This window comes from Ascidiaceihabitans donghaensis (assembly GCF_900302465.1).
Classification (GTDB): domain Bacteria; phylum Pseudomonadota; class Alphaproteobacteria; order Rhodobacterales; family Rhodobacteraceae; genus Ascidiaceihabitans; species Ascidiaceihabitans donghaensis.
Genome location: NZ_OMOR01000001.1, coordinates 1,770,846 through 1,790,451, shown reverse-complemented (window position 1 = coordinate 1,790,451; position 19,606 = coordinate 1,770,846). Strand labels below are relative to the sequence as shown.

21 protein-coding genes and 2 tRNA genes are annotated in these 19,606 nt (G+C 55.6%); 14 read left to right on the top strand and 9 right to left on the bottom strand.

Annotated elements, in window-relative coordinates:
- The 8 genes from ASD8599_RS08995 to ASD8599_RS08960 are packed head-to-tail and all read left to right on the top strand — an operon-like array spanning position 1 to position 6,022.
- Positions 1–771: a thiazole synthase gene (locus tag ASD8599_RS08995; RefSeq protein ID WP_108828219.1), complete on the top strand. Its 771-nt coding sequence runs from the start codon at positions 1–3 to the stop codon at positions 769–771.
- Positions 768–1,364, top strand: a complete 597-nt coding sequence (locus tag ASD8599_RS08990) for a thiamine phosphate synthase (protein WP_108828218.1) — start codon at positions 768–770, stop codon at positions 1,362–1,364. The genes ASD8599_RS08995 and ASD8599_RS08990 overlap by 4 nt, the downstream gene beginning before the upstream one ends.
- Positions 1,361–2,317, top strand: a complete 957-nt coding sequence (locus ASD8599_RS08985; protein WP_108828217.1) for a HesA/MoeB/ThiF family protein — start codon at positions 1,361–1,363, stop codon at positions 2,315–2,317. The genes ASD8599_RS08990 and ASD8599_RS08985 overlap by 4 nt, the downstream gene beginning before the upstream one ends.
- A gap of 10 nt (positions 2,318–2,327) precedes the next feature.
- Positions 2,328–3,263, top strand: a complete 936-nt coding sequence (locus ASD8599_RS08980) for an ABC transporter substrate-binding protein (protein ID WP_108828216.1) — start codon at positions 2,328–2,330, stop codon at positions 3,261–3,263.
- Entirely contained in the window at positions 3,260–3,928 is a 669-nt protein-coding gene (tenA, locus tag ASD8599_RS08975; protein WP_108828215.1) for a thiaminase II, read from the top strand. Before ASD8599_RS08980 ends, tenA begins: the two co-directional genes overlap by 4 nt.
- The gene (locus ASD8599_RS08970; protein WP_181364448.1) at positions 3,925–4,638 is read left to right on the top strand and encodes an ABC transporter ATP-binding protein; all 714 of its coding nucleotides are present in this window, start codon (positions 3,925–3,927) and stop codon (positions 4,636–4,638) included. The genes tenA and ASD8599_RS08970 overlap by 4 nt, the downstream gene beginning before the upstream one ends.
- Complete coding sequence (locus ASD8599_RS08965; RefSeq protein WP_108828214.1) at positions 4,635–5,288, top strand: TenA family protein; 654 nt, start codon at positions 4,635–4,637, stop codon at positions 5,286–5,288. Before ASD8599_RS08970 ends, ASD8599_RS08965 begins: the two co-directional genes overlap by 4 nt.
- A complete protein-coding gene (locus ASD8599_RS08960; protein ID WP_108830086.1) occupies positions 5,285–6,022 on the top strand; it encodes an ABC transporter permease in 738 nt (245 codons plus the stop codon). Before ASD8599_RS08965 ends, ASD8599_RS08960 begins: the two co-directional genes overlap by 4 nt.
- A 58-nt stretch (positions 6,023–6,080) precedes the next feature.
- On the opposite strand, the gene ASD8599_RS08955 is transcribed toward ASD8599_RS08960, so the two are convergent.
- The 4 genes from ASD8599_RS08955 to ASD8599_RS08940 are packed head-to-tail and all read right to left on the bottom strand — an operon-like array spanning position 6,081 to position 9,874.
- Positions 6,081–6,860, bottom strand: a complete 780-nt coding sequence (locus ASD8599_RS08955) for a heme ABC transporter ATP-binding protein (RefSeq protein WP_108828213.1) — start codon at positions 6,858–6,860, stop codon at positions 6,081–6,083.
- Between the two features lies 1 nt (position 6,861).
- Positions 6,862–7,935 (bottom strand): FecCD family ABC transporter permease, encoded by a 1,074-nt coding sequence (locus tag ASD8599_RS08950; protein ID WP_108828212.1) that lies wholly within the window; start codon positions 7,933–7,935, stop codon positions 6,862–6,864.
- A complete protein-coding gene (locus ASD8599_RS08945; RefSeq protein ID WP_422664747.1) occupies positions 7,932–8,828 on the bottom strand; it encodes a heme/hemin ABC transporter substrate-binding protein in 897 nt (298 codons plus the stop codon). The genes ASD8599_RS08950 and ASD8599_RS08945 overlap by 4 nt, the downstream gene beginning before the upstream one ends.
- Entirely contained in the window at positions 8,825–9,874 is a 1,050-nt protein-coding gene (locus ASD8599_RS08940; RefSeq protein ID WP_422664746.1) for a hemin-degrading factor, read from the bottom strand. Before ASD8599_RS08940 ends, ASD8599_RS08945 begins: the two co-directional genes overlap by 4 nt.
- Before the next feature lie 248 nt (positions 9,875–10,122).
- Here ASD8599_RS08940 and ASD8599_RS08935 point away from each other — a divergent pair, with 248 nt between their 5' ends.
- From ASD8599_RS08935 to ASD8599_RS08910, 6 genes are read left to right on the top strand one after another with little or no spacing between them, the layout of a single operon-like run.
- Complete coding sequence (locus tag ASD8599_RS08935; protein WP_108828210.1) at positions 10,123–12,120, top strand: TonB-dependent receptor domain-containing protein; 1,998 nt, start codon at positions 10,123–10,125, stop codon at positions 12,118–12,120.
- Positions 12,121–12,146: 26 nt separating this feature from the next.
- A complete protein-coding gene (locus ASD8599_RS08930; protein ID WP_108828209.1) occupies positions 12,147–12,575 on the top strand; it encodes a hypothetical protein in 429 nt (142 codons plus the stop codon).
- A gap of 3 nt (positions 12,576–12,578) precedes the next feature.
- Entirely contained in the window at positions 12,579–13,214 is a 636-nt protein-coding gene (locus tag ASD8599_RS08925; RefSeq protein ID WP_108828208.1) for a MotA/TolQ/ExbB proton channel family protein, read from the top strand.
- On the top strand, positions 13,204–13,590 hold the full coding sequence (locus ASD8599_RS08920) for an ExbD/TolR family protein (RefSeq protein ID WP_281261554.1): 387 nt from the start codon (positions 13,204–13,206) through the stop codon (positions 13,588–13,590). The genes ASD8599_RS08925 and ASD8599_RS08920 overlap by 11 nt, the downstream gene beginning before the upstream one ends.
- Positions 13,587–13,970, top strand: a complete 384-nt coding sequence (locus ASD8599_RS08915) for an ExbD/TolR family protein (protein ID WP_108828206.1) — start codon at positions 13,587–13,589, stop codon at positions 13,968–13,970. The genes ASD8599_RS08920 and ASD8599_RS08915 overlap by 4 nt, the downstream gene beginning before the upstream one ends.
- Positions 13,967–14,923 carry an energy transducer TonB family protein gene (locus ASD8599_RS08910; RefSeq protein WP_108828205.1) on the top strand — a complete coding sequence of 319 codons (957 nt, stop codon included), beginning with the start codon at positions 13,967–13,969 and terminating at the stop codon, positions 14,921–14,923. The genes ASD8599_RS08915 and ASD8599_RS08910 overlap by 4 nt, the downstream gene beginning before the upstream one ends.
- Positions 14,924–15,019: 96 nt before the next feature.
- On the opposite strand, the gene ASD8599_RS08905 is transcribed toward ASD8599_RS08910, so the two are convergent.
- The 5 genes from ASD8599_RS08905 to lon form a co-directional block, all read right to left on the bottom strand.
- A tRNA-Val gene (locus tag ASD8599_RS08905) sits at positions 15,020–15,095 on the bottom strand.
- A gap of 42 nt (positions 15,096–15,137) precedes the next feature.
- Positions 15,138–15,710 (bottom strand): histidine phosphatase family protein, encoded by a 573-nt coding sequence (locus ASD8599_RS08900; protein WP_108828204.1) that lies wholly within the window; start codon positions 15,708–15,710, stop codon positions 15,138–15,140.
- Positions 15,711–15,732: 22 nt separating this feature from the next.
- Positions 15,733–15,807: transfer RNA gene (locus ASD8599_RS08895), tRNA-Val, on the bottom strand.
- Positions 15,808–15,898: 91 nt separating this feature from the next.
- A complete protein-coding gene (locus ASD8599_RS20415; protein WP_245925982.1) occupies positions 15,899–16,141 on the bottom strand; it encodes an HU family DNA-binding protein in 243 nt (80 codons plus the stop codon).
- 522 nt (positions 16,142–16,663) lie between these two features.
- Complete coding sequence (gene lon, locus ASD8599_RS08885) at positions 16,664–19,075, bottom strand: endopeptidase La (protein WP_108828202.1); 2,412 nt, start codon at positions 19,073–19,075, stop codon at positions 16,664–16,666.
- Between the last annotated feature and the right edge of the window lie 531 nt (positions 19,076–19,606).

Below are 19,606 nucleotides of genomic sequence, written 5' to 3'. Positions count from 1 at the left end.
ATGCCTGTATTCTACGGCACCGAAGTGACGTCCCGACTGATGCTGGGCACCGCACAATACCCCTCGCCTGCAATTTTAGCGGAGGCGTTTCGCCGCTCTGGCGCAGGGATCGCGACAGTGTCTGTGCGCCGCGAAGCAGGTGGCGATCAGGCCGGGCAAGATTTCTGGGCATTGATCCGCGATTTGGGTGTCGCGGTGCTGCCCAACACCGCAAGCTGCCATTCGGTGCGCGAAGCCGTCACCACGGCACAAATGGCGCGTGAACTGTTTGACACAAACTGGATCAAACTTGAGGTCATCGGCCACGCTGACACCCTGCAACCTGATCCTTTCGGTCTGGTCGATGCGGCGGCGCAACTGACCGAGGACGGGTTCGAGGTCTTTCCCTATTGCACCGAAGATCTGGTGCTTTGCGAGCGGTTGGTTGAGGTTGGCTGCAAAGTTCTTATGCCTTGGGGGGCGCCCATCGGCACAGGTCTGGGCCTCAACAATATCTACGGGTTGCGTAGTTTGCGGGCCCATTTTCCCGACATTCCGCTGGTCGTCGATGCAGGGCTCGGCCTGCCGTCCCAAGCTGCCCACGCGATGGAACTGGGCTATGACGCCGTTTTGTTAAACACAGCCGTTGCAAAAGCAGGTGACCCTGCCGCGATGGCGCGGGCCTTTGCCCTTGCGGTGGACGCCGGTGCGCTGGCCGCCCGCGCCGATCCGATGGATGCACGCGATATGGCAGCCCCCTCAACCCCCGTCTTTGGAAAGGCCATGCTATGACGTTGCCGCGGTTTTACCCGATTTTTGACGATGTGGCATGGCTGCGGCGGATGCTACCCTTGGGGGTCAAGCTGGTGCAGATGCGCCTTAAGGAAAAATCCCAAGACGAACTGCGCATGCAGTTGACCCAAGCCCGTGATCTCTGTGCGGCCCACGGGGCTGTGTTGGTGGTCAATGATCACTGGCAGTTGGCAATCAAGCTGGGCTGCGACTGGGTCCATCTGGGTCAAGAGGATCTTGATGAGGCGGATGTGGATGCCATCCGTGCCGCGGGTCTCAGGCTTGGTGTCTCGACCCATGACACGGATGAACTGACCCGTGCGCTGGCGTTGAACCCTGACTATGTGGCCCTTGGCCCGATTTATCCGACGATCCTGAAAAAGATGAAATGGCATCAGCAGGGCATTGAAAAACTGCGCCCGTGGAAAGACCGTCTGGGGGATATCCCGCTTGTCGCCATTGGCGGGATGAACACAGACCGTGCGCCTTTGGCGTTTGAGGCCGGGGCCGATGTGGTTTCGGCGGTGACGGATATTACGCTGCATGACGATCCGGAGGGGCGTGTCAGGGCATGGCTTGAGGTCTGCGGATGAGCCGATACGCCCGCCAATCAGCTGTCTTGGGGGATAACGCACAAACCTGCCTTGCCCGCGCTTCGGTGCTTGTCATCGGTGGCGGCGGTCTGGCCGCCCCGGTGATTCAATATCTCGTGGGTGCGGGTGTGGGACATATCCGAATTGCGGATGCAGATGTCATCAGCCTTTCCAACCTGCACCGTCAGACGCTGTTTCGCACGGCGGACATCGGCCTGCCCAAAGTTGCAGCGATTGCCGCAGCAATGGCCGCATTGAACCCTGACACCACTATTGAACCGGTGCCTGAACGCGTCGATCCCGCCAATGTTGCGGCGCTGTGTCAGAGCATGACCCTGATCCTTGATTGCGCGGACAGCTTCGCGGTCAGCTATATCGCGTCCGATCATTGCCTTGGCACGGGCCAGCCGCTGATCAGCGCCAGCGTAGTGGGTCATGACGGCTATGTCGGCGGCTTTTGCGGTGGCAAACCGGGTTTGCGTGCGGTGTTCCCAGACCTGCCCGACCAGCTTGGGTCTTGCGACAGGGATGGCGTGCTGGGGCCGAGTGTCGGTGTGATCGGCAGCCTTCAGGCACAAATGGCAATGGCAATTCTGACCGGCGACATGCGCAGCTTGGGGCAGCTTGTGACCTATGATGCCAACACGTTGCGGTTTGGCGGGTTCCGCTTTGACACGGCAACTGACCCTGCGCCCAACCCCGCCTTTATCGCGCCACATGATATAGCCGAAACCGACTTTTTGGTCGATCTGCGCGCTCCGGATGAGCCCGGCCCGACATTACTGCACGCCACACGCCATCTCGTGTCCGATTTCGGACCAAATGGCCCCACACCCCACGAAAACCAACGCGCCGTTCTGGCTTGTCGGTCCGGCCTTCGCGCCTGGCAGGCAGCGGACCGGCTATCACAACACTGGCGGGGCAAGATCAGACTTGTCGCGCTTGGAGGGTAAGGAGACCCACATGAAACACCTCATCACCGCTGCGGCACTCTTGGTCGCGACCCCAGCCTTGGCACAAGACAAGATGACTTTGCTTTTGGACTGGTTCATCAACCCCGATCACGGCCCGATCATCGTGGCCGAGGAACTGGGCTATTTCGCGGATCAGGGCCTTGAAGTCGAAATCATCGCACCCGCCGACCCGTCCGCCCCTCCGAAACTCGTCGCAGCGGGCAAAGGCGATATTGCCGTCAGCTATCAGCCTAGTCAGCATTTGCACGTGGCCGAAGGGTTGCCGCTGGTGCGTGTGGGCACATTGGTGGCAACACCGCTGAATTGCCTTTTGGTTCTGAAAGACGGCCCCATTCAGCAGATCAGCCAATTGAAAGGCGGAACGATCGGATTCTCTGTAGCCGGTGTCGAAGAGGCCGTTCTAAGCGCGATGCTGGGTCGCCACGGCGTGACGCTGGCGGACGTTGAGATGGTCAATGTGAACTTCTCGCTGAGCCCGTCGTTGATGTCGGGTCAGGTTGACGCGGTCATTGGGGCCTATCGCAATTTCGAGCTGAACCAGATGGAGATCGAAGGCGTCGAGGGGCGTTGTTTCTATGTCGAGGAAGAAGGCGTGCCGACATATGACGAATTGATTTATGTGGCCAACCCCGACCGCATGGACGTAAATCAAACCCGCCGGTTCCTGCGCGCCACCGAACTGGCGACGCAGTACATTGTGAACAATCCCGAAGCGTCCTGGGACCTGTTCAAAGGCTACGCACCGGAACTGGACGACGCACTAAACGCAAAGGCATGGGTTGATACGCTGCCACGCTTTGCGCTGCGCCCCGAAGCACTGGATGAAGGCCGCTACACAAGGTTCGAGGCGTTTCTTGCCGAAAGCGGCTTAATCGAAGGCACGCGCCCCGTTTCAAAAATTGCAATCGATCTGGGTGCAGAATGACCTACGGCCACACGTTTCAAACTTGGCGGGACAACACCCCTGCCTGGCTTGCCTACACCCGCCACAGGTTTGTGCAGGGGTTGGGGGATGGAACATTGCCGCGCGCCGCATTCTTGCACTACCTCAAACAGGATTATGTCTTTCTGATCCACTTTTCCCGCGCATGGGCTTTGGCGATCACCAAGGCCGAAACGGTTGAAGAAATGCGCTTGGCCGCGGGCACCGTCAACGGGTTGATCAACGAAGAAATCGCCCTGCATATCAAAACCTGCGCTGGGGCCGGTATTGATGAGGCAACGCTTTTTGCAACGCAAGAACGACAGGAAAATCTGGCCTATACCCGCTATGTGCTGGATGCAGGTCATTCCGGTGACTTGGCTGATTTGCTGGCGGCCTTGGCCCCATGTGTCATGGGCTACGGTGAAATTGGCAAGCATCTGGCCACCGCCAAAACCTGCGACACTTACGCCGATTGGATAGGCACCTATGCCAGCGCCGAATATCAACAGCTTTGCCAAGATGTCGGTGTGTTGATTGACGGGGCGGTCGCACGGCGCATTGGTGATCGTGCGGATGCCAGTCCGCGTTGGGACAGCCTTCAGGCGCGGTTTGCAACGGCCACGCAGCTGGAGGTCGGGTTCTGGGACATGGGGCTTGACCCGTGAACCAGCCTTTGCGCCAGTTTTTGCGGATTTCAGGGTCGGCGACCATCGACGGGGTAACGATATTTACCGATCTCGACCTGACCCTGAAACCGCGCAGCTGGACCTGCCTGTTGGGGGCAAGTGGCGTTGGCAAATCCACGGTGCTACGCCTGTTTGCAGGGCTGGCTGAAGGGGTCTGTTTTACCGGAGACCTGCGCGTTCCCGACCGCGTCGCTATGATGGCGCAGCAGGATCTGCTGATGCCTTGGCTGAGTGTGTTGGACAATGTCCTTCTTGGTGCGCGGCTAAGGGGGGCGCGCCCCGACACTGATCTTGCACACGATAGGCTGGTTCAGGTCGGATTGGCAGGTCATGCGGACAAACGGCCATCGGCCCTGTCGGGTGGTCAACGCCAACGCGTGGCCTTGGCGCGTACCTTGATGGAAGACCGCGCGGTTGTGTTGCTGGATGAACCGTTCTCGGCGCTGGACGCAATGACCCGCGCCCATATGCAGGACCTCACCGCGAAGCTGTTGCGTGGCCGCACGGTGCTGCTGGTCACACATGATCCCAATGAGGCTGCCCGTTTGGGCGAGACCATCGCGATTATGACGCCAACCGGGCTTATCGACATCACCGCCCCGACCACCCCCATTCCACGCGACCTGCATGCGGCAGATGTACTGCGCACGCAGGCCACCCTTTTTGACCATCTTCGGAGACCGGCATGAGCGCCACACACCACTTGCAATCGCTTGTTGCCAAGGATTGGCACGCGGCCACCCATCACGCTTTTACCAATGCCTTGGCCGACGGGACCCTGAGCCGCGCCAAGATGGCGGGTTATCTGCAACAGGACTACCAGTTCATCGAAGGCTTTGTGCGTCTGTTGTCATCTGCCGTCGCCCATGCGCCCAGCTTGGCCGATGCTGTGCCAGGCGCACGGTTTCTGGGGCAGATCTGCGGCGCAGAAAACACCTATTTCCTAAGGTCTTTGCAAGCTCTTGATGTGTCACAAACCGCGCCGCCGGCACCCGAGACGACTGCGTTCCAGCAGCTTATGGATCAGGCGCGCCACTCGGGGCGCTATGAGATCATGCTGTCGGTTCTGGTTGTGGCCGAATGGATTTACCTTGATTGGGCCACTCCGTTCGAAAACCGTGCAGATGAATTGCCGTTTTGGCTGGGGGAATGGATTTCCCTGCATTCTGGCAAAGACTTTTCACAGGTTGTGGCCTATCTGCGTGATCAACTGGATCATGTTTGGGAGACCTTGGACAACGACGCCCGCGCACAGGTCACTGCAACCTTCACACAAGCGGTGCGGTTGGAACGCGCTTTCTTTGATGCCTCTTGGGCTGGCTTTGCGGTCGCAAAGTGACAGGCTGGCGGGCCGGGATAGCGGCGACATTTTTAATGGTGGCGCTGTGGCAAACAGTGATCTGGACCACGGGTGTCGCCCGTTTCATTTTGCCGCCGCCTGCCTTGGTGGCGCAAACCATCTGGGACAGCCGTGCGCTTTTGGCGGAACATGCTGTCATCACGATGGCCGAAGTTCTTTTGGGCCTCGTCTTGGGGGCCGCGCTTGGGTTCGTATCGGCCATCGGGCTGGTCGCATCACCAACGGCACGCGCACTGGTGCGGCCCATTTTGGTATTCAGCCAAGCCGTTCCGGTTTTTGCTTTGGCCCCTATTTTGACCCTTTGGCTGGGCTTTGGGCTGTGGTCCAAAGTCACAATGGCCCTGATCATCATCTATTTTCCGGTGACGTCATCCTTCTTTGACGCCCTCATGCGGACAAACCGCGACTGGATCGGTCTGGCGAGGGTCATGGGCGCCAGCCCTGTGCGCATCATGTGGCATATCCGGGTTCCTGCGGCCCTGCCCGGCTTTGCATCGGGCCTGCGACTGGCGGCGGTTTACGCCCCCATCGGCGCGATCATTGGCGAATGGGTCGGGGCCTCGCAGGGTTTGGGTTATCTGATGCTTTTGGCCAATGGCCGCGCCAAGACAGACCTGATGTTTGCCGCACTGATCGTGCTTGCGGTTCTGACTATCCTACTGCACACGGCGGTGCACAAACTGTGCGAAAAGACCCTGGACCGCCCCGATTAGTTTTGACTTCCGCAGGTTGTGAACCGATCTGAGCCTGAACCGCAAAATTCCATAAAAACTACTTATGTTCAACGGCTTGCGGCAAGACATACCAACCGTCTTGTTTCGGGGGCAAGCAAGTTCGGATTTCGCTTTGGTAGGAGGTTGACAGAAGACGATCCGTGAGGATTTCAGCGGGTGCACCTTGGCCCGTTATCCGGCCATCATTCATCAGCACAACGCTTTGCGCGAACATTGCGCTGAGGTTTAAGTCATGCATAACCGCGATAACGCCGCCGCCCGCCTTTGCAAAGTCTTGTGCGATTTGCATGACCATCAATTGATGCCCGATATCAAGACTTGAAACAGGTTCGTCCAGGAACAACCATCGCGGCGTTCCGTTCTCGACAGGGTGCCAGACTTGACACAACACACGCGCAAGTTGGACACGTTGTTGTTCGCCACCCGAAAGTTCTTGATAGTAACGGGTTTCAAAGCCAGCCAACCCCACACGGTGCAGAGCTGTGACAGCCAACTGCTTGTGTGTTGCGGACCGTGTTTGCAATCCCATGCTCACCACTTCGATGGCCTGAAAAGGGAAAGACAAAGACGTCGCTTGGGACAAGACGGCGCGGTGGCTTGCAAGCTGCCACGCAGGCGTTTGTGAAATGTCATACGTGTTCAATTCAATTGAACCGGTGTAGGGCACTTCTGCGGTCAATGCGCGCAACAAGGTTGTTTTACCTGACCCGTTTGGACCTACAATTGCTGTAATTTCCGCAGGTTGCGCTGTGAAATTCAAGTCCTGTATGATCGTTTTCGCGCCATATTGCACACATAGATTTTTGGCTGTCAGCATATCAAATATCCACCAAGCCGCGTTTGCGCAGCAGTATCCAAAGAAATACAGGCGCACCCATCACAGCTGTTATGATGCCAATTGGCAATTCTGCTGGGGCCACAATGACACGGGCCACCATATCAGCCCCAAGCAACAAGGAAGCGCCCAAAAGACCGGAGTTTATCAACAGACTGCGGTGATCGGGACCTATCGCCAGCCGCAATAAATGCGGCACAACGATGCCGATAAATCCGATGCCCCCTGAAATCGCCACCGCAGCGCCGGTCGCGGCGGACACCGAAAAGATTGCGATATTTTTGACCCGCTCAACAGGCAGCCCCATGTGGTGAGCCGTGGCTTCGCCCATTGCCAGCCCGTTAAGGCCCCGCCCCAATGTGCACGCGATAACGATCGAAACCACGATGATGGGGCCAGCCACGCTAACCTTGATCCAAGAGGCACCGGACAGCGACCCAAGGGACCAAAAGGTCAGTTCGCGCAGCTGCAAATCGTCAGCGAGATAAACCAAAACTCCGCTCAGTGCGCCAAACAATGCGCTTAGGGCGATCCCCGCAAGCAGCATTGTGGCAACCGACGTGCGCCCGGCGCGCGTAGAAACCTTGTACAGCACCATCATAGACAGCCATGCACCAACGAAGGCCGCGATGGGCAGTAAACCATTGCCTGCTATTCCAAGAATGCCTGCGGGCAAGCTTGCCCCAAGAACGATGACACCGATGGCACCCAACGATGCCCCCGTGCTGACGCCCAACAACCCCGGATCCGCCAGTGGATTGCGAAACAGCCCTTGCATGACCGCACCGGACACAGCAAGGGATGCGCCGACGCAAACCCCCATAACCATCCGCGGTGCACGGATGTCGCGCAATACGACCTGTTCGGTCAAGGTAAGCGTTTCGCCTGTGACCAGCTTCAACAATGCCCCCCACAAGGATGTGCCAGATGCCCCGACAGCCAGACTTGCGATGCAGGTCAGGACCAAAAGAAGACCCAACCAAAGATGTGCCCGTTGCGCGGTGGCGTGCCTGTCTGCAATAGGCATCGTCTGCGGTGACGCGACTGTGATGGTCATAAGCTTGATGATCTCAACGCAGAGTTCAGCATTTTAACCGCCTCAGGCGTGCGCGGGCCAAAACCCAGCAAAAGCAACCCGTTCATCCGCACCAATGCCCCGTTTTGCGCGGCAGGCGTCGCGATCAAAGAGGGCATCGCAAACAAGTCATCCAGTGTGCTGGAATGATCACCGTCGCGGTCCATCATCAAGATCACATCGGGCGCCGCTGCGGCAATCGCTTCGGCTGTGACTTGCTTGTATCCTTCAAAACTGCTGATCGCGTTTTGACCGCCAGCCATTTGGATGATGCTGTGCGCAGCTGTGCCGCTACCGGATGCCGTGATGCGGCCACCTTGTGTGCTCAGGACAAACAAAACCGTTTTGGGCGCCTCAATTTGGGAGGCCACCGTCGCTTCAACGGCCTCGATGTCTGCCTTGGTCTGTTTGGCCAAAACTGCGGCCTTTTCCGGCACGCCCAGGGCGTTGCCCACTGCCAGAATTTTCGCCACCACCCCGTTTTTGGAATAGGCATCGGGAATGGTGATCATGGGAATTGCAGCTTCTGACAGCACCTCTATCGTTTCGGGGGGGCCTGCGCCGTCTTCGGTAATGATCAATGTGGGCTGCACGCTAAGAACGCCCTCGGAGCCAAGCGCACGGATATAGCCGACATCAGGCAAATGTGTTGCGGCTTCAGGGTATAGGGATGTGGTGTCGCGTGCGACCAGTCGGTCCTGTTCACCAAGCGCATAGACGATCTCGGTCACTGATCCGCCGATCGACAAAATCCGGTCGGCAGGTTCTGCGTTCAAAAGGCGGGGCGCGAGTACAAGGATCACGGCCATCCCGACAAGCCACAACGGCGCGGACCAATGTGATCCACGCGCACTGGAAATCTGGGGCAACTTCATTGCGCAGCCTCCAAAACCAAACCGTCAAGGTTTTCCACGATATCGCGCCATTCAGGGCGGCTGTCGCGTCCTTCTTTTGACAGGCCAAATATTTGAAAAATCAGCATCCCGTCGGCATCGAACGCTTCGACCGACACAGCCGGGCCGCGTTGGGTAGGCTTTTCGACGGCCCAGACCTCGGTGGCATGATCCAGACGCAGATGCAGATTGAACCGTTGATCAAGCACGTTTTGCCAAGGCCCCATCGGTTTGAGTGTTTCAAGCGGGCCGGTGTGGATTTGAATGCAACCGCGATTGCCAACAAAGAGCATGATTTCGATGCCGCTTGATTGGACGGCACGCAGCATTTGGTCGACGGCGCTTGGCGCCAAAGCCCGCACAAAAGGTGCGCCAGCGATACGGTAGGCCCCAAGGCGGTTCATCTTCAACTTTGATGTCAGGCGCATGAATTGGTGCGTGTCTGTCATCGCGGACCATTCCTTGCGCAAGATATCCACCTTGGCGTCATTCGCTTTGGCGGGTTCGGTGGGTGTGTGCGGGCTGACGTCAATTGTTTGGGTCTGGTCCGGCAGCGCGATCTGGCTTTTGGCGTCGTTCCATTGATCCAGCTTTGCGTCGTCACGCATAAAGATTTTATGCACTGCGTCCCCTGCCCCGTCAAAGACCTGTAAAGACCGACGCACACCGTCGTCTGTTTCCTTTTCGACCATGAACGCGTGCCGCCAATGGCTTGGAAAAATGCGCAAGTCGATGTCTTCGGTCAGCACCATCGCGGCATGCTGGCCTGTGTGGTAGTTTTCGTAAATACCAACTTTTTCATGCACACAGGACGCATTTCGGGTCAAAGCCATGACCTCGCCCAGTGTTGTGGCGGCATGCATGACCTGATCGGGGTGCGATATGATCTGGGTGGCGGTGATGCCGACATAAGCCGCGATCAGCTGTGCTTCGGAAATGCCAAGTTTGGTGGCGACGTCGCGTTCGCGCATCTTTGCATTGTCGGCGTGGAATGTACGGATTTCTTGTGGTGTTGGGACAGTGTGCATGACCATGTCATCCCTTGTGTTGAAGTGGCTACCAGAGACGTGGCTGCATCCAAACAAGGCGGACGTGGCTGTTGCGCAGGTTCAATTTTGGGTTTGTGAACCCGCGCAAAACTATTGTTGACAATTTTAGTCTGCTTTTTTAGATGGACGCAAGAGGCAAGCGTTGAACTTGCCCAAAAAAGATCAAACCAACCACGCCAGCACCCTGCAAGCACCGGTTTTAGCCAATGTTTTGCAAGGGGACTGCAATGTTCAACCTATCCAAGCGCGCCCAATTGTGCGCAACCACCGCGCTGGTTGCTTTTGTCAACATGACGCACGGCGCTTATGCGCAACAAACTGATGACGAAGACATTCTAGGAACCATCGTTCTTGGCGAAAGCAAGCGCGAGGTCCAAACCGACACAGCTGTCCCATCGACCGTTGTGGATCAGGAGGAAATTGAAGACCGCCAAGCGGGAACAGTTGCCGAACTGATTGATACGGTTCCCGGTGTCACCCTTGTGAACGGGTCCACAGCGGCCGGGTCCGGCATTAACATTCGCGGCTACGGCGCAAACAGCACCTTTGGCACCGACCAAAAGGTCTTGATCCAAATCGACGGCGCCACAAAGGGCAGTGAAGAACTGTACCGGATTGGCACTCAGCTTTACACCGATCCCTACCTTTACAAACAAGTCGAGGTTTTGCGCGGTACCATCGGATCGTTTGAATACGGATCCGGCGTGTTTGGCGGGGTCGTTTTGCTTGAAACCATCGATGCATCCGATTTGACGGGCGGTGAGATTGGGTTTACGGGCCGTCAAACGCTGGAATTCACATCCAACGGCAACGGGGTGTCCAGTTCCACGACCTTGGCATGGCAGCCAAGCACCGACCTTGAGTTCCTGATCAACTACACCCGCCGTATGCTGGACACGCGCGAAGACGGGAACGGTGTAGACATCAATCCTTTGGCGGGTGACATCAACGATCCATCTTACCTGCTGAAAGCCAAATACACATTCGGCGCCAATCGCGACCAGTCCGTGACGTTCAGCTACGCCAAAACCCAACAAGAACAGTTCGATGTGCCCTACGATACATTCGGGACAACGGCCTTTGGCAACGTGGATCGTCTGATCGAAAACGAAGTCGCAACCCTGCGCTACAACTTTGATCCGGCGGACCGTGACTGGCTGAACCTGACCGCCGAACTGACCTACTCAGACGAGCTGGTTCTCAGCGAAGCTGTTGCAGGCCCAAACCCCTTGCTGGACGCGGACAACCGCTATCAGACAACCACGTTCCGTATCAAAAATACGGCACTTTTCAGCACCGGTGCGATTGATCATGAGTTGCGCACCGGTGTTGAATTTATTCACCGCAAACGACAAGACGAAACTGCGGGCTCTGCGCCGGGCGGTACAAAAGAAACTGTTGCTTTGTTTGTTGTCGACGAAATGCAAATTGGCGAACGCTGGACCATAACGCCAGCCCTGCGCTATGAAAACCAAACAATCACCGAGGACCCCGCCAATGGCACGGCACGGTTTGACAAAGACGGGCTGATGGGCGGAATTTCCGCGCGGTATGCTTTCGCGGACGGATGGGCCGTGTTCGGGTCAGCCGCTTACACCGAAAACCTGCCCATTGTTGATGACATCAACAACGCGGCGCTGATCAACCAGTCGGAACGTGGCAGCACCTATGAAATTGGTGTTTCCTTTGATCGCGCAGACGTATTTGCGGGCGGCGACCAGCTGGCGTTCAAGCTGAACTACTACAGCACCCGCCTTTGGGATTTGACGACCTACCGCAGCTTTGCCCCCGGTGGTTCGACCGTTTCGATTGAACGCGAAGGGATCGAACTGGAAGCGGCCTACGCCATGGCGAACGGGTTTTACATGGATGCCAACGCCCATATCTCGAATGGCCAAGCCACCATCGAAACAGGCGCGGTCAGCGATTGGGCACAAAACCCGCAAGACACGCTGCGACTGACACTTGGCAAGAAGTTTAGCGACGAATTGGACGTTAGCTGGGAAATAGAGGCCGCTAAGCGATACGACGAAGGCGGCACAGTTTCCCCGGGATATGGCGTGCACAACTTGCGTGCCACCTACGCGCCGCAACAGGGCGTCTTGCGGGGAACCGAAATCCGGATCGGCATCGAGAACGTGATGGACAAAGCCTATCAGCCGCGGCTGTCGACCCGCAATGCTACGGGCCGCAACTTCAAAGTCAGCTTGTCCAAAACCTTCTGATCACGCTTCTTTTGAAAGGAAACAACATGCAGCCAATGCGCCACATTTTTTGTGTCTTAACAGGTCTTGCAGCCCTTTGGGGGGCTGCGGGATCTGCGGGTACCACCAAAGGCATTTTGATGGAATTGAACGCCGCCGATCTCGTGGGCGAAGCCTGCCGCGTCACTTTTGTCGTCACAAATCAAACAGACACGCCTGTCGATAAGGCGATCTACGAGACCGTTTTGTTTTCCGAAAAGGGAAGCGTGCTGATGTTGACCCTGTTCGATTTCGGCGCGTTGCCCACCGGCGTCCCCCGTGTGCGGCAGTTTCAGGTCAGTGATACATCGTGCAGCCGCATCGGCATGGTTTTGATCAATGGCGCAAACACCTGCACCGTGGCTGGTGATCAGAACGAGATTTGTGGATCGGGTTTGGGCACATCAAGCCGTATCGATATCGAGCTTAAAGGATAAGACATGTTTGATCTTGATCGCATTATTGGCATCTACGAATTGGGCGGGCCGGTGGTCGCCGTCCTTGTCGGTGTTTCGGTGCTGACCTTTGCGGTCGTGTTTTACAAGCTGTGGCAGTTTCGAATGGCCCGCGTAGGGCAGCACAACGCCATTCGCAAAGCCCTTGAACATTGGGACGCAGGCAAGCACCAAGATGCAGCCACCGCGTTGCACCTCTCAAAAAGCTATCTGGCGCCCATAGTCGCACAAGCCATGAACGCGCCTGACACCCATGACGTCTCGGCCCGGATGGAGGCAGAAGCCGAAGCGCGTTTTTTGAAGCTGGAGCGTGGGTTTCGTTTTCTGGATACAGTGGCCCAACTGGCCCCATTGCTGGGTCTGTTTGGCACCGTGCTTGGCATGATCGAAGCTTTCCAAGCCCTTCAGGACGCAGGATCGTCGGTTGACCCATCGCTGCTGGCGGGAGGGATCTGGGTGGCTTTGCTAACAACAGCAGTGGGATTGGCCGTCGCCATGCCCACTTCTGTCGTTTTGTCTTGGTTCGAGGCGCGAATGACCGCAGAACGTGTTTTTGCCGATCAGGCACTTAATACGATCCACACACCCAACACCCACAGGCCGCTGAACCGTGCCGCTTAAAGCCAAAAGGCGGCGACGCAAGCTGTCGATGACGTCGCTGATCGACGTGATCTTTTTGCTGTTGCTGTTCTTTATGCTGTCCTCGACGTTTTCACGTTTCTCAGAGGTCGAGTTGCAAGCAGCCAGTGGCAGCGCAAACCGGAACACAGACACGAATTTGGCCTTTTTGCGGGTCAACGCAACCGCTCTGTCCTTGAACGGGCGCACCATTGTGCCGTCGGATTTGAATGTGGCCATCAAAGCATTGCACTTGGCCAACCCGATCGTGTTGCTGGTGAATGTTGATGACGGCGTGTCGGCGCAACAATTGACTGATATCTTGGTGTCGGTGCGCCGTATTCCGAACCTTCCGGTCAGTGTCATGGGGGCCTCATGATACGCCGTCCAAGCATCCGAAAAGAACGCGAACCCACAATCGCCTTGATCAACATCGTCTTTTTGATGCTGATTTTCTTCATGGTCGTGGGCACGCTTTCCTCCCCGATCAATCCGGACGTGACGCTGGTAAAAACGCAAGACCTTGAAGGGGCCGAACTTGGCAACGCGCTTGTCATCATGGAAGATGGGCGCTTGATGCATCTTGGACAGCCAACAGATGTCATTGGTTTTCTTGCAGCCACGCAAAGCGCGACGGGAACGGCACGGATCATGCCGGATCAAAATACACCTGCGTTACGTATGATCACGATCGCGCGCCAGCTGCGCACGGCAGGCGCGAAACGCGTCGTGATCCTGTCTGAGAAAGCACAACAATGATCCGTCGTTCCAAGATCGTCGCCGCGGCTTTGCTTTTTGCGTCCGCAGTCGCCCATGCATCGGTTCTCAGCATAAATTCATCTACAACGCAGCCCGCGCTTGCAGGCGGTGCTGCAACCAGTGTCGCACAGCTTGGCAACAGTTTTCAGGACATGGCCGTTGGGATTATGACCGCGCAAGCGCCCCAAACCCACACCCAAGAAATTTCCCGCACGGTTCAATCAAGAGACACACCAGCCACGTCGACCAATGCACTGGAAACACCCCAAACGACGGCCACAGAAAGCGTTCAGTCGTCGGTTGCGGCCATGGTCTTACCACAAGCAAGCGTTCTGAAACCGGTCCAGCAGGTCGAAACAATTGCTGTGAGCCCTGAAGCGGTCTCAGTGCCAGTTACCGTGACAGCGCAAACCCCGCCTGCCCATGAACAACCGATCCAACAAGCTTTGGCACAGATCACAGAGACAACACCACGGGTGTCACGCCGACCAGCCGTGCGGCCAAAGTCTTTGGACGTTGCACAGGCCCACGCGCCTCAAAAGAAACCAACACAATCAGCTCAAGACACACCGAAGCCTCAACGCGGCAACGCAGATAGACAGACCCGTGCCGGCGTCACGCAAGGACAGGTCAAAGCGAAGGCCGCCGTTGCGGCATCCCGTCAGGCAAAAGCAAACACCAAAGCCGCAAATGCAGCTGTTTCAAATTATCCCGGTCTTGTGATGCGACGGCTCGCACGACAAAAGCGCCCGCGTGCCGCAACAAAGGGGACTGCGATTGTTTCATTTTCAATTGCCGCTTCTGGCGCGGTAAACCGCGCAACGATTGCACAAAGCTCTGGATCACCGCAGCTAGACAGAGACGCGGTTGCACTTGTTCGCCGCGCGGCACCTTTCCCGGCACCGCCAAAAGGCGCAAAACGTGCATTTAAGGTCCGCATCAAAGGACGTTAGCGGATGAATTCAAGTGGCCAGTTGTGCGGCTCAACGAACAACGCAACCAAAATCGCCCAAATCAGGCGCGTTTAGGTGCATTTTCATGTGGGTAAATGGTGGGTCGTGAGAGGCTCGAACTCCCGACATCTTCGGTGTAAACGAAGCGCTCTACCAACTGAGCTAACGACCCGATAAGGCGGTGTTTAGCCAAAGATTTTGGCAGACGCAAGCCTCAAGATAAACGTTTTTGCACACCGTCTTTCAAATGATAGACAACACCTTGTCCACCAGGCATTTGCGCCATGCCAGTAAGGCCCAATCCCAAAACTGTCGCCCGCAAAACACGCGATGTTATGCCGTGTGTGACCATCACAGTTGGCCCCGACAAATCCGCAAGCAAGGCTTTGCAACGCTGTTCCAATGCAGCGAATCCCTCACCGCCTGGCGCAAGTTCGTAAAGCTCCAGTGCGCCATCGGGCGTGTCTTCATATTGGTCGGGTGGCGCCAGTTCCGACCGGATGCGTCCAGCCCATTCCCCGACACCGATTTCCATAAGCCGCTTGTCAGTATGAATATGATCGACCCGTCCAGCCAAGGCCAAAGCCGCTGTTTGAAAAGCACGGCCTTGTGGACTGCTCAATATAGAAAACCCTTCCAGATCAATGCCTTGAAATATCTGTCCCTGTCGGTGTGCTTGTTCAATACCCAATTCGGTCAAAGGGGAATTCAGCGTTCCCTGCATCCGGTTTTGCGCATTCCATTCGGTTTCACCGTGGCGCAGGACATATAGTTCAGGGAAGTTCATGGCAGAATCCAAAAGGGAAAAATGGTGGGTGATAAGAGATTTGAACTCCTGACATCTTCGATGTGAACGAAGCGCTCTACCACTGAGCTAATCACCCGACCGTTCCGGTCGGTTCGCGTTTAGTCAAAAGAATACACCCGTGCAAGAGTGTGAGCGGCGCGAAAAAAGATCGCGCCTGAACTTGTTTGCTACTCTGCAGCTTCTGGCACTGTATTGATGGATTGACGAATTTTAGTCACCATCACACGCGCGTTGGGCATTTCCTTGGCGCGACGTACTTTCACTTTGCCAAAGGGCTGCAAATTCAGTTCGCGGCCATCACTGACAGCCTCACCCAATACGGCCAACATCGCTTCGATAACGGGTTTGGCGTCTTTCTTTTTGATGCCGGATTTTTCGACCACCAAATCAATCAGTTCACGTTTGCGCATAGCCGGGCCGCTTACAACAGTTTGTAAAGATTCGACGACGACAGGTGCGGCCGTTGGTGCAGAAGCCGTAACCGCCGCAGTCTTGTCAACGGAAGTCTTTGCAGGCGTCGCGGACTTGGTCTTTGCAGACGCAGATGCGGTCTTGGTGGAAGCAGCTTTTGTCGTTTTTTTGGCCGCCGGTTTTGCGGAGGTTGTTTTTTTAACAGACGCTTTTGCTGTGCTCGTCATGTGGGCCTTTCTTGTGCGGATCGTCAATCAACACGCTTTTGTTTTTGTTGCCATTTCGGGGACAGTCTATGCAATTGGGGCGTGAATATCTAGCGTTTGAAGTCAATTTATCATATTTCGGGCTGTTTTCACCACAGCACCAGTTGTCAGAGCTTTGTTACTGTATGGCTTAAGTGCACAAACCAAGTCCTATGTGGCAAGGTTAGTGCTGCCCGTTCTTATAAAAAAACGCTTATAAAAAACGGGCAGCCCAGAAAACTGGACCGCCCGAAAAATGCTAACGAACGTCTGTGATCAATGCGCGGTCGCGCCAGCGGTTCCGCTTGACGCCGTCGCAGCGGCTGCTGCAGCTGCCGCATCTTCCGCTTCCTGATCCCACTCGATCTCTTCCGGCGTCGCCACCAACGCATGTTTCAAAACTTCGGAAACATGGGACACAGGAATGATCTTAAGACCCTCTTTTACGTTGTCAGGAATGTCGGCCATATCCTTTTCGTTTTCTTCCGGAATTAGAACGGTTTTGATCCCGCCACGCAAAGCTGCCAGCAGTTTTTCCTTCAAACCACCAATTGGCATCGCGTTTCCGCGAAGGGACACTTCACCTGTCATCGCAATGTCTTTGCGCACCGGAATTCCTGTCAGAACCGAAACGATCGACGTCACCATAGCCAAACCAGCCGATGGCCCGTCTTTGGGGGTCGCCCCATCTGGTACGTGAACGTGAATATCGATCTTGTCGAATACAGTTGGTTTCACACCGATACGCGGGCTGATGGACCGTACGTAAGACGATGCCGCATCGATGGATTCCTTCATCACATCGCCCAGCTTGCCTGTTGTTTTCATGCGTCCCTTGCCAGGGAGCTTCAGCGCCTCAATGTGCAGCAAATCGCCGCCCACAGACGTCCATGCCAATCCCGTCACAACGCCAACTTGGTCATCTTTTTCCGCCAGACCAAATCGGTGTTTACGCACGCCAAGAAAATCTTCAAGGTTCTCGTCTGTTACAGACACCGACTCCGCTTCCTTTTTGACAATCTTTGTCAATGACTTACGAGCCGTTTTGCCAATTTCACGTTCAAGGTTCCGAACACCTGCTTCACGCGTGTAATAGCGGATGATCGAATTTAGACCATCGTCCGTCAGCTCAAATTCGCCTTTTTTCAAGCCGTGATTTTTGACCTGTTTTGCGATCAAATGCTGTTTTGCAATCTCACGTTTTTCGTCTTCGGTGTAACCCGCCAACGGAATGATTTCCATACGGTCCAGCAACGGCCCCGGCATGTTGTAGCTGTTAGATGTGGTCAGGAACATCACGTTGGACAGGTCATACTCGACCTCCAGATAATGGTCGACAAAAGTCGAGTTTTGTTCCGGATCAAGAACTTCAAGCATTGCAGATGCCGGATCACCACGGAAGTCCTGCCCCATCTTGTCGATTTCATCCAACAAAATGAGCGGGTTGGTGGTTTTCGCCTTTTTCAGAGCCTGAATGATCTTGCCGGGCATGGACCCGATATAAGTCCTGCGGTGACCGCGAATTTCGCTTTCGTCGCGCACGCCACCCAACGAGATGCGAATAAATTCACGCCCAGTCGCTTTGGCCACAGATTTACCAAGCGATGTCTTACCAACACCGGGGGGGCCGACCAGACATAGGATCGGGCCACGCAATTTAGCGGACCGTTGCTGTACAGCAAGATATTCGACAATACGTTCTTTGACTTTCTCTAGACCGTAGTGATCATCATCCAGAATTTTCTGTGCGCGGTTCAGGTCTTTTTTGACCCGCGATTTTACGCCCCATGGCACGCCCAGAATCCAGTCCATGTAATTGCGCACAACTGTCGCTTCCGCGCTCATGGGGGACATGTTTTTGAGCTTTTTCAGCTCAGCATCCACCTTTTCACGGGCTTCTTTGCTTAGCTTTGTCGCTTCAATTTTTTCTTCAAGCTCGACAATTTCGTTTTTGCCTTCTTCGCCATCGCCAAGCTCTGTCTGAATGGCTTTCATTTGCTCATTCAGATAATATTCGCGTTGCGTCTTTTCCATCTGGGTTTTGACGCGTGTTTTGATCTTCTTTTCGACCTGAAGCACGGACATCTCGCCCTGCATTAGACCGTACACCTTCTCAAGGCGCTCGGACACGCTGAGAGTTTCAAGCAGATCTTGCTTTTGTTCGACTTCAATGCCGAGGTGACCGGCAACAAGATCCGCCAGTTTGGCAGGCTCTTGGGTTTCACCCACCGCGGTCAACGCCTCTTCGGGGATGTTCTTTTTGACTTTGGCGTAGCGTTCGAATTCATCGCCAACGGTGCGCAAAAGCGCCTCTGTTGTTGCGACATCTCCAGGCATTTCGGTCAAATACTCTGCCCGCGCTTCAAAAAAACTGTCGTTTTCGAGATACTCGGTGATGCGCACACGCGCCTGGCCTTCGACCAACACCTTCACGGTGCCGTCGGGCAATTTCAACAGCTGCAAGACGTTCGCCAGAACACCGGCTTTGTAGATGCCGCCGGCTTCGGGATCGTCTTCGGACGGGTCAATCTGGCTGGACAGTAAAATCTGCTTGTCGTCAGACATGACTTCTTCCAGTGCGCGAACAGATTTGTCGCGCCCGACAAACAGCGGCACGATCATGTGTGGAAACACAACAATATCGCGCAACGGAAGCACGGGGTAGGAAGCGTTAAGGGGCTCTTGCATGCTCTTTCCTTTATTTGGCAACGCGGCTCACGTCCCTCTTGGAGGCAACGAATTGGCAACGTCCATCTTAGACCTGTGTATGTGTTGCACAGGCCTGCCTGTTTCAAGGGTAAGAATGACCTGAGTGGCCTGCAGGTGCAATGGCATGTCGAAAAATGTCAGTAGATTTATGCCCCTTCCAAAACATCGGGTGCGGCCTGCGCAGGGACAAACCCATGCAGCAATGAAAAGACGCATTTTGCCCTGCCCTGTGGCGTTTCCAAGCCTATCCAGCAAATGATTAACGTCAATTCGTGAAACAATCAGAACCCTGAAAAGGGATTGATTAGAAAATCACCACATTTGCGCCTTATTTTAAACAAATTCGCAGAATCGGTTTCAGTGCCCGTTCACCTGAGGTAAACTGATTGTGACTTACCTGGGGAGGTGTCGAAATGCCTACTGCTGCCATCTTGGCTGCCTTAATTGCTGCACTCTTTGCCGTGACTTTAGACGGCGACGATGATAACGATCAATCCAGCCTCTGACGGG